Source organism: Eubacterium sp. ER2, assembly GCF_000765215.1.
In the GTDB taxonomy this organism is placed as follows: Bacteria; Bacillota; Clostridia; order Lachnospirales; family Lachnospiraceae; genus Claveliimonas; species Claveliimonas intestinigallinarum.
The window spans coordinates 33,521-48,938 of record NZ_JPJE01000021.1 but is presented as its reverse complement, the minus strand read 5'-3'; the positions used below and the strand labels follow the sequence as shown (position 1 = coordinate 48,938).

The window sequence follows — 15,418 nt, the reverse complement described above, 5'->3', positions numbered from 1 at the left end:
ACAAATACGTCTTGTTTTATCGTAGAATGTCGAATAATGTCGTTTATAATTAGAAGCGGGCTGCTTTCCGATAATATAGCATGTGGAGTTCTGCCAGGCAGGAAGGGAGTTATAGTTATCGCTGAAATGAAAGATATTCAATACCTTGTGCGTTCTCTTGGAATTGGTGCTACCTATAGGGGATATAGATATTTGATCGTTGCGGTTTCACTTTGCCTTGAAGACGAAGACTACCTGCTCGGCATCAGCAAGCTACTATATCCTAAAATCGCAGAGATCTGCCACACAAGCGCCGGAAGTGTGGAGCGTGACCTGCGCACTGTCATCACCGTATGCTGGGAAAGAGGAAACAAAAATCTTTTGCAGGCCATTTCTCCCTGCCCTCTTTTCAGCAAACCTACGACTGGTGAATTCGTCGATATTCTTACAGGGCATTTAAAATAACCGAAGCAAAATGGGCCCTCCTCCCTTCCTGCTTTTCTTTCCCATCACATCAGATGTATACTGCCCCATATGCGCGCCGGCATATGCACGCTGTCATATGTGCGCTTCCAGCCACAGAGCACCACTCTACCGGGATACTGTCCTGTCCATACCGCACGGAAATGTCTCATCCGCACAGCCACAATCCTCACGCACACTCCTGTAGAGCCTGTATCCTCCTGAAAGGTTATAGCAGTCAAATCCCTTCTGGGACAGAATACAGCACGCAATATAGCTGCGCAGACCGCTCTGGCATGCGGCGTAAACCGGCTTTCCCTGCTCCAGCTCGCCTATCCGCTCACGCAGCTCATCCAGAGGAATATTGCAAAAGCCGTCTATATGTCCGGCCCCGTACTCCTGCTCTGTGCGCACATCCAGCAGAGTCACACTCCCGTCCCTCGGCAGCGTGTCTGCCTCGTGCCAGTGAAACTGCTTCAGCCTTCCGTCTGCTATATTCTCGATGATAAAGCCGGCCATATTGACCGGGCTCTTGGCCGAAGAGTAGGGTGGCGCGTAGGCCAGATCCAGATCCTTGAGCCGGGTAGCTGTCATCCCCGCGCTTATGGCCGTGGCCAGCACGTCGATCTGTTTGTCTACCCCCTCATATCCCACGATCTGGGCTCCCAGCAGACGGCAGGTCTCCTTTTCATAGATTACTTTCATGATCATCGTCCTGGCGCCGGGATAGTAGCCCGCATGGCTGGCCGGGGAGAGGTAGACCTTGTCAGCTCTGATGCCCGCTCTCTCTGCCGCCTGCTCATTAATCCCAGTGACAGCCGCCGTCATATCAAACACCTTGATGATGGAGGATCCCTGGGAGCCTCTGTAACGGCTGTCGCCGCCGCAGATGTTGTCCGCCGCAATGCGCCCCTGTCTGTTAGCCGGGCCTGCCAGGGAGAGGAGCACATCCTCTCCGGAAACAGACTGTATGACCTGCACCGCATCCCCCACAGCGTAGATGTCCGGCACAGATGTCTCCATCCGGTCGTTTACGACAATGCTGTCCTTCAGGCCCAGCCTCAATCCGGCCTCCTTTGCCAGATGGGTGTCAGGCGAGACTCCCAGTGCAAAAACAGTCATGTCTGCCGCCAGAGCCTTGCCGTCCTTCAGGAGAACCCGAAGGCTACCGCCATTTTCCTCCACTCCCTCCACTGCGTGTCCCAGCAGCAGCTTTACACCGTTCTTTCTCATCCTGGCATGGATAAAGGAGGCCATATCTGGGTCAAAGGGCTTCATAAGCTGCCCGGGGCGCTGGACAATGGTGACGTCCATCCCCAGCTCCCGGAGATTTTCTGCCAGCTCCAGACTGATGAACCCGCCGCCGGCCAGAACCGCTGACCTGGGATGATTTTTCTCTATGAATGTCCGGATCCGCAGCGTATCCTCCACAGTGCGCAGGGTAAACAGCCCCGGCACTCCCGCGTCCACCGACCGGGGCAGAATGGGCTTTGCCCCAGGTGAAAGGAGAAGTCTGTCGTAGCTCTCCTCAAAGCTTTCCCCGCTGTCCAGGCTGCGGACAGTCACAGTCCTGCGCTTTGGATGAATAGCCGTCACTTCATGGCGCACACGCATGTCAATGCGGAAGCGGCTCCAGAAGCTCTCCGGAGTCTGTAACGTCAGCTCCGATGCCTCCCCGATCACGCCGCCGATATAATAGGGCAGGCCGCAGTTCGCATAGGAGACATATCCGGATCTCTCGAATACGATCACCTCCGCCTCCTCGTCCAGTCTGCGGATCCTGGCCGCCGCCGTGGCTCCTCCTGCCACTCCCCCTACGATCACAACCTTCATGTCAATCTCTCCTTTCCGCCAGCATTTCACTGCCGTATCTCTTTTCGCTCATATCAGTATAATGTTAGCACATTTCCGGCTTTTTTTCTGTGATGTCGTCACACAGATCCCCTGCATCTATTCCGGACTTTGTATTTTTTGCTGTTTTGCACAGATTTTCATATTTTCCCTTGCATTTTGGCCTTTTCTATGATAAGATAACATTCGTTCGCGGGTGTAGTTCAATGGTAGAACACCAGCCTTCCAAGCTGGATACGTGGGTTCGATTCCCATCACCCGCTTGATTTTTTTACAAAAGCTGTTATACTGGAAATATGCAGATATAGTCTATCGGTATGACGCTAGCTTCCCAAGCTGGAAAGGCGGGTTCGACTCCCGTTATCTGCTCTTGAAAATCTATCAGAGGCTTCACAGCTTTGCCGAAGCCGGGCAGAAAAAGTAATCAGGCGCCCACCCGGGTGGCTGATTATTTTTTTGTTCACTCCCTTAGTGCTGCATCCTCATTGCCATAAATCCCTTGATTTTACAGCATTTCGTGCTATAATAAAAGGTAATGAATAGAGCGAAAACTTTCGATATTTGTCATTTTTTTAATTCTAAACATACAGATTATAAAAACTTAAGGTTCTATTAAGAAACTTTCTGATTTTTTTAGAGACCGGTCATATTTTAGACATATCTGTTCCCTATAATAACAGTCAGATAGTTGATCAACAGTCAACTATCTCCCCCCTCATAAAGTAAGGCACCAGGGCGGAGACCTTTGGTGTTGCACTTTACTCTCATTCCTTTAGATAACTATAACAACGACGAAAACCCGCCGGCCGAAAGGCCAGCGGGTTTTCGCTGTCTAAAGTTTGTCCAAAACGCGTCCCGGTCCTGTCCGCTCCAAAATACAGTTGCGGGATCTCCCCACTTTGCTTTATTATAGAAAAAAAGATTTTCTATCAGGAGAGCGTAGATCATGGAAAACAAAAAGGAAACATTTGCATCTGACACCTCAGGGAGAACCGCTGCCGACTGGGCAAAAGCGCTGTCCATCCTGCTGGCAGGACTCGCCGTTGCTCATCTTGGAGTAACGCTCTTTCTCCTGTCAGAGCTCGGCACAGATACATTCACCGTATTCATCCAGGGACTGTCCCGTCTGTCCGGCCTCACGGTGGGAACCGTCCACGTCATTGTCCTTTGCATCCTCATGATCCTCATGCTGCTTGGCACGAAAGGCTATGTAAAGCCGGGCACTGTTGTCTGCGCTTTCTGCGGCGGCCCCAACGACCTGGTGGCCGTGATCCTGTCCGACCGCCTCCCCTCCGTCCAGTTTCGGTGGGTGCGCGTAGGCTGCGACCTCTTTTTTGTAGTGCTTGGCTTCCTGCTCGGAGGCACTGTAGGCGCGGGGACTGTGGCCGCCGTCTTTCTAACCGGACCTCTCGTCCAGTTCTGGCTTCCCAGGACGAAAAAGCCTGTGCAGGCCATTCTGCATGAGGATTTCTGAAAAGTGTCCATTTCTCTTCTTTACATCACAGTTTTTCTTCTCAGTCTCTCCTGCGGCAGACTGCGCAGAAATGACAGCAAGGAAACAATAACAGGTCTGTCTTTTGTGCCAAAATGGTTAACTTTTACTTTGTTGATATCCTTCTTTTTCTTGTGGTACTATTTTTGTAAATAATCCACCTGCTCAGGAGAGCCTTGTCGCATCATCCTGGCACCGCAGGAGCAGAGGAGGTAGAAGTTTCATGCACGCACATCCTTTCACAGACCAGCAGATCCTGGACAGGATCAACCGCAGTCCCCAGACCGGCCTTACTCTTCTCATGGAGCGCTACACTGGTCTTATCTGGAGCATTGTCTCCCGGCATTTGCAAAATCCGGAAGATATTAAGGAGTGCGTAAACGAAACCTTCTCCATCTTCTATTTCCAGCGGGACAAGTATGATCCGCAGAAGTCCTCCCTGCCCGTCTATCTGGCTGCTATCGCCCGAAATCTAGCCGTCTCCCGCTACCGGAAAGAAAAAAGCCGTGGCCGCGTTGCTACATCTACCGCAGACCGCCAGATTGCCCTGGCAGAACTCCGGGCCGATGTAGAGAGAGCAATGAAAGAACTTCGCCCCGATGAAGCGGACCTAATCCGGATGAAATATTATGACGGCATGTCCATAAAAGAAATCGCCGCCTCCCTGGGGCTGCCCTACGAGACTGTAAAAAAGAGACATCAGCGCAGTATAGGAAAACTGCGTCGTTCCTTCCTGCTCACCCTCATCATTGTGGCACTACTGGCCCTGTCAGCCTGCACCTACTGCGTACTGCGGCACTACGATCTCATCCCGGACCTGTGGGAAATCATCGTTGGGAAAAACGAAGAGGATAACAAGCCCGAGCCTTTGATCATAACAGATAATGACAAAGACAACGAACAGCCCGAAGATTCCGGTACAAAGGCAAACATGCAGCCGCAGGCAAATGCACAGGACAATCCGGTACAGTCCCAGGATAATTTTGCTGCTGTCCGGGAATCCTCTCCCGGCAGCACCAGCGGGATCCAGTCTGCTTTTTACTGGCTGGACGGCTATGGCCCGGTCTCCACTCCCGAAACCGCCGCCTACAATATGGGGACTCCAGTCTCCTTTGAGACAGAATACGTGACCGGCACTCTGAAGTCGGCCGTATATGCAGAGAGCACTCTCAAAGTAAAGGTTCTGGTCCAGGCCAGGGGAGACGCTTTCCCCGATATCTCAAACCCTGAGTTCCCCCTGTTCTCCATACCTTCAGACTCTTTCATCCCATACTTTCATGATCTGTACCTGGATGGAGTGCTTCTTGGCTCCGGAACTGTCACCAGAGGCAATTCGGGTAACAGTTTTCAGTGGCTTTACTGCACTTACGAAAATATAGAAATGCCCGCTTCCCCGGAAGTTCTCACACTCTCTCTGTCTTCCGCAACTTCCCTGGGACAGATCTTTGACTTCTCCTGCAACGTGGATGTCACCTTCTCCATGGAACGCACACCTGTCCGGGAGGTTCAGGACAATGTATATAAGATTAACGATCTATACAGTCTCCTCACTGTCCCTCGCCGAGATGACAGCGGAGCTTTGATCCTGTCCATCTACCCTCTCTGCAGCGGAGACGGTCCGAACATCATGCCAGAAGTTATCTGTCCCGCCTTTTTCAGTGATGGGTACAGCCAAAATCCTTTTACAGTGACAGATCCGTACGGAAATGTATACACCGGGGAATGCCAGGAGTACTATTCCATGAACAGCGGCATCGATTATTTCGAATGGAATTTTGGCCAGGTTCCTCCCGGCGGAATCACTCTTCATATCCCTTTCATCTGTCTTTCCGATAAAATGCCCGAAGATTTCTACATACCTGTTGATCTGTCGGAATGCACTTTGCCTGCGGAAACATCCTGTGAAATTTACGGAGGGCGGCTGTATCTGGAACAAGTAGAAGAAGTCTGTCCATCTCCTGACAGTCAGATAGAAGAACTCCGTTCCGTCTCCTCATGCCCGCGTATTCGCTATTGGAAATTCACACTCCGCTTTGAAAGCAACATACCCGACCTCTATCTGTGCGCTTTTAATGTTACCGGCGATCAGGATATACTGCCAGAAGCCAGCTGTAATCTCTGTCCCTGCGGGCTTCTAGCCATGTCAACTCCTATAGCCGGTGACTTTCATACAGGAGAAATCTTATCTGTCGCTGGCATCGACACGTCCTACTATGACGTCTCCACATTCCGCCTGGTACCTGTAAGCAATGCGCCAATCCCCCAGATCAACTACCTCTGGGACAAAGATTTGGACATACCTCTGTTTGTCAATTAACGCTCTATAATTCCAGAGCCTTAAAGTGCATGAACCGCATTCTCGGTCTTTTCATCTGCACAAAAAGCCTGTCCATCTCCCGACAGGCTTCCTGCAGCCAGCACAGTGACCGGCGGGGCTGCTGCGGATCATACACCTCCCCGTAACCCTCAAGGAGACGGATCACCAGACTGTCCAGACGTTCCCCGCCGGTCAGGGTATGATCCTCACTGAGTGGAAGATAGCCCAGAAAATCAAGCTGTCTATTTACCGTTTCAAGGGACACCATCGGAGCATTCAGGATCAGAAGATGCCGCAGCATGGTTTTACGCGGGATCTCCCCTTGAAGACGCATCTGCCTTCTCAGCTCTGAATCATAGCGGGTACTGGTAATATGTTTCCGCAGCATCTCCATGCTGTGCTCACCCGAAACGGTCACATAGTGGAAAGCATCTGTAAAATAGATATGGCGAAAATATTTCTCCCTCTCACCCGGGCGGATATTCATGGCTTTCAACTCCTCCTCTGGTATACCTGCCAGATAGCTCTCCTCCAATTGCCTGAGCAGACTGCCTTTCTCCACACAAGACGCGCTGCTCCACTTTTCCTGCGTGTCATACACATTCTCACTATGATCAAAATATCCCTGCATGAGGAATAGCATTTCTTCATCTGTCAGCTCCAGTGCTTTTCCCAGCCGCAGACATTGTTCTCTGTTGATCGGTGTATATCTGCCCGTGCGCCAGTAGCGTATCTTCAGACATTCCGTTGCTGTCTTTGGCTGATGCCCCTCCATCCTCTCATACAGGACTCCGTCCACCTGACTTTTGTTCTTTAGCATGTATTTTCTCTGCATACGGGCAAATTTCTTCTGCAGCCACTTCACTTCCGGGCGATCCGCTCCACTCCCGACCGCGCACTTTTCGGCCATCTCCAGCAGCTCCCTGAGTATTTCCTCTTTCTGTTCTTTATTTTCCATGATGCTCTCCCGCCTTTTTATTCCTTCTATAATGTGTATTCGCACAAGAGAGCAAAAAGGGGACAGACTATTTTTACTTTTTACCGTAAAATGTTAGGTTTTACCGTGTTGACCCTGCTTCTTTTAAGGTGATAAATTTTTACTATATATGATACGAGGCGTTCCACAAGAGACGCCGTAAGGGAGGAAAAGATGAAAAAGAAGATCGTGCCCCTTCTTCTGGTCACAGCTCTCACCACATCACTGTGCGCCTGTAGTACTGGGGAAAAAGAAGACAAAAAAGACAGTATTTCCATTTCTGTGGAACAGACAGATCCATCCCAAACGGAGGAAACAGACAACGGACTGGACTTTGACGTAGAAGAACAGGTACTCATAGATGCAAACGGCATCCGCATCACAGCTACAGGTCTTGGCATTAATGAGTATACCGGCGATTACAGTCTGGATCTGACAGTGGATAACACCACCGACACGGATCTCACCATAGGCTTCCGCAGCCCTAATGTCTCCCTGTCCATAGGTGAGGGTACCTACACATATCTGAATGGTTTCCAGGTCTCCTCCTCCGCCTACATCGCTGTTCCTGCCCAGTCTACCGCAGAGGACACCTGTACCCTGAGCAAGGCTGTTCTCGACAATGCGGGGATTACTCAAATTGGTGAGATAGAACTGGCCTTCAGCGCAACAGATGCCAATTACAATGAATGCCTGGATGAAAGCCAGTCTATCTGTACGGTAAGGACTACCCTTGAAAGTGAGATGGATACGCAGCTTTCCGAAGATCTGCAGCTTGTCTACGACCAGAACGGTATCCAGATCCACGCAAAATATTTGCCAGGAGAAACAGAGGATGATAAGGGCTGTCTTATCGCTGTTATCCGCAACAATACCGGGGCCGGCGCCCAGCTGCGCATCAAGGATGTTACCGTAGACGGTACACCCCTCACATACTCCTACTCTCCTGACGAAGATGCATTCCGGTACAGCATCGGCGGCTACTATTATGAAAATAACGGCAAGGCAGTCTGCACCGCTACATCATTCAACGCAGCTGATACAGTCCCGGAGATCACCGGCAGCTCTTCCATCTCCTTTTCACTGGACATTGGAGGCCCGGCATCCGGCGACTGGAGCGGAATGAAGACCATCGGACCTCTGTCCGTTCCCATATAGCTCCCATCTGTCCCTGGCAAATATGAAAAAATTTCAAGAGAAACGAGGTAAAACCATATGAAAAAAAAGACACGTACATTTCTTACATTGACTATATGCGCCGCACTTCTGACAGGCTGCGGCACTTCTGACAGCAACTCCAGCGACTCCCCATCCCCCACCGGAGTAGAGCAGAGTTCTACTCCGAATGCGGAATATTCCCTGAAGGAAACGGTGGTGGCGGATAACGACTACTATACTCTCACCGCACTGGGAGCCGAGGCCGATGAGGCGGATAAATGTATAGTGGAATTCCAGTTCACCAACAAGACCTCCTACGATATGGCCCTGGATATATCATCTATGAACACCTATATCAACAGATGTGCCGCTTCGTATGCTGATTGGGAGGAAGAAGGGGATATCTGCTATGCCGATGCAGACAGTTCCTACGCAAAAATGAATGAAGCGGCCGGCATTGAAGATGGTTATGTTCTGGGCCTGGGCGCAGCTGCAGGTGAGAGCGGTACTGCTAAATATGCCTTTTCTCTGCCCGATGGAACTTCCGTGGCTGAGGAAATTATTTTTGTTCCTGAACTGGTACCTCAACATTCCAGCGAAGATCCCGGACAGCAGGCAGCTACGAATCCGATCCCTTACGAACAACTTTCGGCCATGAACCCGGAACAGGAATGTACCATCTATCCCACAGGCCTTTCCGCCGACACCGTTGACTTTCCCTCCTACGAGCCCGCCGAGGGCGAGCAGGTGGTTGCGGATAACGAGAACTTTACCTATATCATCCGTGGTCTGGAGGGGGATGATGATGGTTCCATGTATACGCTTCACACATACATGGAAAACAAATCCGAAGAGCCCCTGAGTACTTCATGGGAAGATGTATCTGTCAACGGCTATACGTCCGAAGACATGACTTTAGGCGACTACATACACGATCTTCCGGCAGGAAGACGTATCTTCAGCGATGTTGTCTTTTTCCCCAATGCCGAGAAGACATATGGGCTCGCCGAAGGGGAATCTCCGGAAGAGCTCTCTTTCACTCTGGAAATCCTGCACTGGGTGGAGGTAAATGGCGCAGGCAGCTACGAGTCACTGTACAGTGACAGTTTTACATGCTCCTTTGGCAAATAAAAAAGTGAGCTGACACTTACAGCGGGGTGGCAGGAACGGGATATTCCCGCTCTTATCACCCCGCTGTTTTTATAGTTCTTACAGAAAGATTAAGCAGTTCTTCAAATTCAGTTATTACTATTTTTCCTGCGCTGCCGGATACTCATTGCACAGCAGCCGGTAGGGCGGCTCATCCTCCTCGATCTCAGGGAACCTTCCCACATTTTCATAGAACCGGTTGTCCGTGTTGTCGTCATTGCACATGGACACCTCTCCCAGGAGAACCGGGCCGCTCCCCTGCTCCACGTCAAAATCGTGATACAGGTAAGGAGTGATGGTGATAGACTCTCCCGGGCACAGCCTGATCTGCGCGCCCGCCGGAACGGTGTATGCATGCCCGTCGCAATGGACTGTTACCGGCGTGTCTGCAAACTCTTCCTTTTCATCAGAATTGTATACCCGGATCAGCACATTGCCGCCGCCCCGGTTGATAATGTCCTCCATCTTGTTCCAGTGAAAGTGCATGGGAGAGTGCTGTCCTTCTTTTATATAAAGAAGCTTCTCCGCATAGGGCTTCGGGTATTTGTCATCGTGCACGTTTCCATTGCGGATTGTGATGAGGGAAAATCCCACTTTGTCAAAATCTCCAAGGCCGTAATCTGTGATGTCCCATCCCAGTCCGTTGTCCCGGATCTCATCGTACTCATGCCCCTTTGTCTTCCACTCGTCCGGTGTAAAATGACAGAAGGGAGGAAGGGAGATCCGGTACTCCCGGATCATGGCCTCCATTTCCTTTAGTGCCTGGTTAATTTCTGAACGTTTCATTTCTTTTCCTCCTGCTGCCCCAAATGTTGTTCCATCCACTCATACAGATCCTCATACACCTGCTGCCGGTCCTGCTCATTGAGCACCTCATGGCGATCATTCTCATACAGCTTCATGCTGACATCCTTTATCCCGGCATCCTGGTACATCCGGAAAAGCTTTTCCACATCCTTCCCGAAGCGGCCCACGGGATCCTTCTGACCGGACACAAAAAGCACCGGCAGGGTCCTGGGGATGCGCAGCGCCCCCTTCTTTCCCGCGATCTGCTTCATGCCTTCAAACATCTGATAGTAGCCGTTGACTGTGAAGGTAAAGCTACAGAGGGGATCTGCCTCATATTTTTCCCGCATCCCGATGTCAGATGTAACCCACTCCCTTTTGCTCTCACAGGGCTCAAAGCTGCGATTGTATCCTCCCAGTCCCAGGCTGTCAATGAGTCGGCTTCTGTAGTCCCATCCCTTTACAGCCGCCAGCAGGCGGCAGAGGAGCTGGCCCGCGCAGAGGATGGGCGCTCCCTTGTATCCCGTTCCCATGATGATGGCTCCGGCAAGGCCCCTGCCGTGCTTCAGCAGATACTGGCGCAGGAGAAAGGAACCCATACTGTGACCCAGCATAAAATAAGGAACGCCGGGATATCTATCCCCGGCGCGTTCCCTGAGTGTATGGATATCGCGGATGACACAGGCATTGCCATCCGGATCATGAAAAAATCCATACTTCTCCTCTGACGTAACGGACTTCCCATGTCCCAGATGATCATTCCCTGTAACATACCATCCTTTTTCTGCAAGCCAGGAAGCAAACCTGTCATAGCGGTCTATGTATTCCACCATGCCATGGCTGATCTGAAGCACAGCCTTCACCTCGCCCTCCGGGAGCCATTCCACCCCATGGATCTCTGTCTCTCCATCCGCGGACGGGTAAAAGAATTCTCTCTTCATATTCCTCCTCCTAGCGATCCTCCATCTTAACATATGGCCTGTGCTCTGCCAGCGCTTTGTACGCAGGACGGATGATCTTGTCTACATTTTTCAGCTCCTCCAGCCGGTGGGCGCTCCAGCCCACAATGCGGGCTGCGGCAAAGATGGGCGTGTAGAGGGCAGGCGGCAGACCCAGCATACTGTACACAAGTCCGCTGTAGAAATCCACATTGGCGTTAACGCCCTTATAGATCCTTCTCTTCTCTCCGATCACCTCCGGAGCCATGTGCTCTACTGTCTCATAGAGCGCATACTCCTTCTCATATCCTTTTTCAGCGGCGAGCTGTTTTACAAACGACTTGAAAATATCAGCACGGGGATCAGACACAGAGTACACCGCGTGTCCCATGCCGTAAATAAGTCCCTTGTGGTCAAATGCCTTCTTGTCCAGCAGATCGCACAGGTACTGGCGTACCTCGTCCTTATCCTCCCAGTTCTTGACATGCTTCTTCATGTCATCGAACATCTGGGTCACCTTCACATTTGCCCCGCCGTGCTTTGGTCCCTTCAGGGAAGCCATGGCCGCCGCGATCGTAGAGTAGGTGTCTGTGCCCGAAGATGTAACAACGTGTGTGGTGAAGGTGGAGTTATTTCCGCCGCCGTGATCCATGTGGAGCACAAGCGCCATATCCAGGATCTTGGCCTCCAGCTTCGTGTACTGCCTGTCTTCACGGAGCATCATCAGAATATTTTCGGCCGTGGACAGCTCCGGCTTGGGCGCATAGATAAACAGATCCTCACCCATGCGGTAGTTGTAGGCGTGATAGCCATATACCATCAGCATGGGGAACTGGCTGATCAGATTCAGACACTGGCGCAGAACGTTTGGAATAGATGTGTCGTCCGCCTTTGCGTCATAGGAATACAGATTCAGAATTGAGCGAGACAGGCTGTTCATCATATCGCGGCTCGGAGCCTTCATGATGACATCCCTCACAAAGTTGGGGGGAAGTGTCCTTCTCTCCACCAGTGTCTCGTGGAATTTCTTCAGCTCCTTCTCATCCGGAAGCTCGCCGAAGAGGAGAAGATAGGTGATCTCCTCAAAGCCATAGTGATCCGCGTCCAGGAAGCCTTTCACAAGCTCTTTGATATTGTAGCCCCGGTAGTAGAGCTCACCTTCGCAGGGAACCTCCTGCCCGTCCACCACCTTCTTGGCGATGATGTCGGAGATATTGGTAAGTCCCGCCAGAACGCCTTTTCCATTTAAGTCTCGCAGTCCTCTTTTTACCTCGTACTTTGTATAGAGCTCCTTGTCAATGGCTGTATTCTTTTCGCAGAGCTCTGCCAGATGCTCAATCTCCGGTGTGATCTCAAAAAGTGCTCTCGCTGCTGGATAACGTTTCTCCATTTTATGTTCTCCTTTCTCTATTCTGTTCATGGTTTTCAGGCTGCCCATTTATCCTGTGATAAATGATATTACTAAGCAGGGCGAATTCTTCCAGTGTCAGGGCTTCTCCCCGGATACCCGGGCCTTTGCCCAGCTCCGCTATACTCTCTTCGATCACTTCCCTGGGAAGATTCAGCTCCGCTGAGTTTTTCAGTCCATTTGCCAGCGTCTTTCTGCGCTGATTGAAGGATGCCCGTATGATGCGGAACATCAGTCGTTCGTCCTCCACCTGCACTGGCGGCTCCTCGTGTACGGTCAGCCTTATGACCGCTGATCCGACCTTTGGTCTGGGCATAAAGCAGTTGGGCGGTACGTTGGCCACAATGTAGGGACAGGCGTAATACTGCACGGCCAGGGAGAGGGCCCCGTAGTCCTTTGTCCCCGGTCCCACCTGCATCCGGTCCGCCACCTCTTTTTGCACCATCACGGTGATACTCTCAATGGGCACATGGCTCTCAAAGAGTCCCATGATAATAGGCGTTGTAATATAATAAGGCAGATTTGCCACCACCTTCACAGGCTTTCCGCCGTTCTCCTCATCGACCAGCCTCTGAATATCCATCTTCAGTATGTCCTGATTAACAATATTTACATTGTCATAGTCCTTCAGGGTATCCGCTAGAATTGGGATCAGCGCCTTGTCGATCTCCACCGCTGTCACCTTACCCGCCGCCGCAGCCAGATACTGCGTCATAGTGCCGATGCCGGGGCCGATCTCCAGCACAAAATCGTCTCTTGTTATATCGGCCGCCGCAATGATCTTATCCAGTACGCGGGTATCTATAAGAAAATTCTGTCCAAATTTCTTTTGAAAAGAAAAATTATACTTTTTCAGTATCTCAATCGTATTCTGGGGATTTCCCAGTGTTGGTACGGGCATCGCCCCGCCTCCCTCCGTCATTTAGTCTTCCCGGAGCCGTCCCCGACCTCCGCTTCCCGGCCGAAAGCCGGATCGCACGGAGGTCAGTTCCTCATTCCGTATAATCTTCTGGCGTTTTCTTCCGTCTGCGCCACCACCTCTTCGCAGGAAATATGCTTCAGCGCCGCAATCTCCTCCACTACATAGGGGAGATTGAGAGAACTGTTCCTCTTTCCTCTGTTGGGGACAGGCGCAAGATAGGGGCAGTCCGTCTCCAGGACAATAGATGTGAGCGGAATATCCTCCACAACCTCCTTGAGCTTTCGCCCGTTTTTAAAAGTTACGACGCCGCCAACGCCTATAAAAAAGCCCATTCTCACATATTCCCGGGCCAGCTCCTTCGAGTAGGAAAAGCAGTGGATCACACCCTCCAATCCCCGGGCGTGCTCCTGCATGATCTCCAGCGTATCTGCCGCTGCCTCCCGGCTGTGTATGAGCACCGGCAGATCCAGCTCCCGGGCCAGCTCAAGCTGACGCACAAACCACCTCTTCTGCACCTCCCTGGGAGCCTCATCCCAATAGTAGTCCAGTCCGATCTCACCCACCGCGACAACCTTCTCCTGGCCGCACAGCTCCCGCAGTTCCCGAAGCTTGTCCTCATCCAGCTCCCCCGTGTGGTCCGGATGGACACCCACGGCAGCATAGATAAAGGGATACCTCTCCGCCAGGGAAACGGATGTCCGGCTGGAAGCAAGGGACGCGCCCACATTGACGATCGTGCCCACGCCTCCCGCCTCCATAGAGGCAAGAAGCTGGTCTCTGTCCGTATCAAACTGTTCGTCATCGTAGTGCGCGTGGGTATCAAAAATCATGCCGCTTCCATCCAATTCTCTTGTTGATCTAAAGTAAGTAGAACAATTATACCATAATTTCTCAGCAAATCATATAACGGGAAAATTAATTTTTTGTTAAGGATTTGGTTCACTCTTTTGCCCGAAACTTTTCTGACAGCTTCCGGACTTCTTCCACATCCATACCGGTCAGATCCGCGATCGTCTCCATGTCCATGCCCTTTTCCAGCATGCGAAGGGCAATATCCTTTCTCTCCTGGCGTACGCCCTGCTCTCTGCCTTTCCGCAGACCTTTCTCCATTCCTTTCTCTATGCCTTTCTCCATGCCGGTCTCCCAGGCGCTGCTCATGATGGCATCGTGATCCCGGATGGCCTTCTGCCGGGCCTCGTACTCCAGCCTGGCCCTCTCGTCCGCGCTCATCCTCTCCAGCTCCCTGTAAGCCTCCTCGATATATTCGCTTGTACTTGCCATATCCTCCAACTCCTTCCGGTCCTTCCCAGCCAGAAAACGCATCCACTGGATGACCTCGTCGTCCTCCCGCAGATCCCCCGGCAGCTTCTTCAGCTCCAGGATCTGCAGCTCCAGAAGGTCTGTGTACTTTTCTCCTGTCTGCTCATCGCACAGGCTGATGGTCCGGTGGCATTTCCTGTCATCCGCAAAGCGGATAAAGTCCAGTATGCTCACATGGATACGCTTTTTCAGCTTCGTGTAGGGATCGCCCCTCCCAATCTGATCTGTGTACATTTTACTCAAATAAAACAGGGATCTGGCGTCCCACTGCCCGAAGGGGTACGCCTGCATCTCCATGTTGACCTGCGCCCCGTCCTCCATCAGGGCCCGGATATCCAGGATGCCCAGCTTCTCGTCCGGGTATTCCTGCGCAGCGCCGTGGGAAGCAGCACTGTCTCCCGGATGGATGCCGGGTCCGCTCCCAGCAGGGCGGCGATAAAGCCCTTTCTCACCTTGGGATTGTACATCAGTCCCTTAAAGCACACGTCCACGGTGGGAAGCATGATAAACTTGTCATTTTTCTTCGTCACTTGTCTTCTCCTTTCCTGTGTGTCTCATACAGGAAAGGGGTCTGCTTTCATATTAGCACATCTCTTAGAAGCTTCAAAGACGTAAGCCCTGTTCCTGCATTATTCCTTTGTTTACAAATCGGAGCTAATG

Annotated in this window: 14 protein-coding genes and 2 tRNA genes; 7 read left to right on the top strand and 9 right to left on the bottom strand. The window is 51.6% G+C overall.

Translation table 11 applies throughout. The features are described 5' to 3' along the window. Window positions 1–36 precede the first annotated feature (36 nt). The gene (locus tag NI21_RS0108270; protein ID WP_242842830.1) at window positions 37–444 is read left to right on the top strand and encodes a sporulation initiation factor Spo0A C-terminal domain-containing protein; all 408 of its coding nucleotides are present in this window, start codon (window positions 37–39) and stop codon (window positions 442–444) included. A gap of 126 nt (window positions 445–570) precedes the next feature. Here the strand turns inward: NI21_RS0108270 and NI21_RS0108265 are convergent, their stop codons facing one another. Next, window positions 571–2,274, bottom strand: a complete 1,704-nt coding sequence (locus tag NI21_RS0108265) for an FAD-dependent oxidoreductase (protein WP_033125767.1) — start codon at window positions 2,272–2,274, stop codon at window positions 571–573. A 210-nt stretch (window positions 2,275–2,484) separates the two neighbouring features. Between NI21_RS0108265 and NI21_RS0108260 the strand changes: the two genes are divergently transcribed. The 4 genes from NI21_RS0108260 to NI21_RS0108245 all read left to right on the top strand — a co-directional run bounded on the left by NI21_RS0108260 (window position 2,485) and on the right by NI21_RS0108245 (window position 6,101). Further along, window positions 2,485–2,555, top strand: a tRNA-Gly gene (locus NI21_RS0108260). 35 nt (window positions 2,556–2,590) lie between these two features. Next, window positions 2,591–2,661: transfer RNA gene (locus NI21_RS0108255), tRNA-Gly, on the top strand. 577 nt (window positions 2,662–3,238) lie between these two features. Beyond that, window positions 3,239–3,766 (top strand): YitT family protein, encoded by a 528-nt coding sequence (locus tag NI21_RS0108250; protein WP_033125766.1) that lies wholly within the window; start codon window positions 3,239–3,241, stop codon window positions 3,764–3,766. A gap of 241 nt (window positions 3,767–4,007) precedes the next feature. After that, window positions 4,008–6,101: an RNA polymerase sigma factor gene (locus NI21_RS0108245; protein ID WP_033125765.1), complete on the top strand. Its 2,094-nt coding sequence runs from the start codon at window positions 4,008–4,010 to the stop codon at window positions 6,099–6,101. A 4-nt stretch (window positions 6,102–6,105) separates the two neighbouring features. On the opposite strand, the gene NI21_RS0108240 is transcribed toward NI21_RS0108245, so the two are convergent. Beyond that, the gene (locus tag NI21_RS0108240) at window positions 6,106–7,059 is read right to left on the bottom strand and encodes a hypothetical protein (protein ID WP_033125764.1); all 954 of its coding nucleotides are present in this window, start codon (window positions 7,057–7,059) and stop codon (window positions 6,106–6,108) included. 192 nt (window positions 7,060–7,251) lie between these two features. Between NI21_RS0108240 and NI21_RS0108235 the strand changes: the two genes are divergently transcribed. Then, window positions 7,252–8,235 carry a hypothetical protein gene (locus tag NI21_RS0108235; RefSeq protein ID WP_033125763.1) on the top strand — a complete coding sequence of 328 codons (984 nt, stop codon included), beginning with the start codon at window positions 7,252–7,254 and terminating at the stop codon, window positions 8,233–8,235. 57 nt (window positions 8,236–8,292) lie between these two features. Then, entirely contained in the window at window positions 8,293–9,366 is a 1,074-nt protein-coding gene (locus NI21_RS0108230; RefSeq protein WP_033125762.1) for a hypothetical protein, read from the top strand. 117 nt (window positions 9,367–9,483) lie between these two features. Here the strand turns inward: NI21_RS0108230 and NI21_RS0108225 are convergent, their stop codons facing one another. From NI21_RS0108225 to NI21_RS16745, 7 genes are all read right to left on the bottom strand, one after another. Then, entirely contained in the window at window positions 9,484–10,170 is a 687-nt protein-coding gene (locus NI21_RS0108225) for a D-lyxose/D-mannose family sugar isomerase (RefSeq protein WP_033125761.1), read from the bottom strand. Next, entirely contained in the window at window positions 10,167–11,111 is a 945-nt protein-coding gene (locus tag NI21_RS0108220; RefSeq protein WP_033125760.1) for an alpha/beta fold hydrolase, read from the bottom strand. The genes NI21_RS0108225 and NI21_RS0108220 overlap by 4 nt, the downstream gene beginning before the upstream one ends. A gap of 10 nt (window positions 11,112–11,121) precedes the next feature. After that, window positions 11,122–12,498 carry a citrate/2-methylcitrate synthase gene (locus NI21_RS0108215; protein ID WP_033125759.1) on the bottom strand — a complete coding sequence of 459 codons (1,377 nt, stop codon included), beginning with the start codon at window positions 12,496–12,498 and terminating at the stop codon, window positions 11,122–11,124. Between the two features lies 1 nt (window position 12,499). Further along, a complete protein-coding gene (rsmA, locus tag NI21_RS0108210; RefSeq protein ID WP_052084021.1) occupies window positions 12,500–13,417 on the bottom strand; it encodes a 16S rRNA (adenine(1518)-N(6)/adenine(1519)-N(6))-dimethyltransferase RsmA in 918 nt (305 codons plus the stop codon). An 83-nt stretch (window positions 13,418–13,500) separates the two neighbouring features. Further along, the gene (locus tag NI21_RS0108205; protein ID WP_033125758.1) at window positions 13,501–14,268 is read right to left on the bottom strand and encodes a TatD family hydrolase; all 768 of its coding nucleotides are present in this window, start codon (window positions 14,266–14,268) and stop codon (window positions 13,501–13,503) included. A gap of 109 nt (window positions 14,269–14,377) precedes the next feature. Continuing rightward, window positions 14,378–15,079 carry an Rpn family recombination-promoting nuclease/putative transposase gene (locus NI21_RS15865; protein WP_242842829.1) on the bottom strand — a complete coding sequence of 234 codons (702 nt, stop codon included), beginning with the start codon at window positions 15,077–15,079 and terminating at the stop codon, window positions 14,378–14,380. Then, a complete protein-coding gene (locus NI21_RS16745; RefSeq protein WP_147581179.1) occupies window positions 15,079–15,288 on the bottom strand; it encodes a hypothetical protein in 210 nt (69 codons plus the stop codon). The genes NI21_RS15865 and NI21_RS16745 overlap by 1 nt, the downstream gene beginning before the upstream one ends. Window positions 15,289–15,418 lie beyond the last annotated feature (130 nt).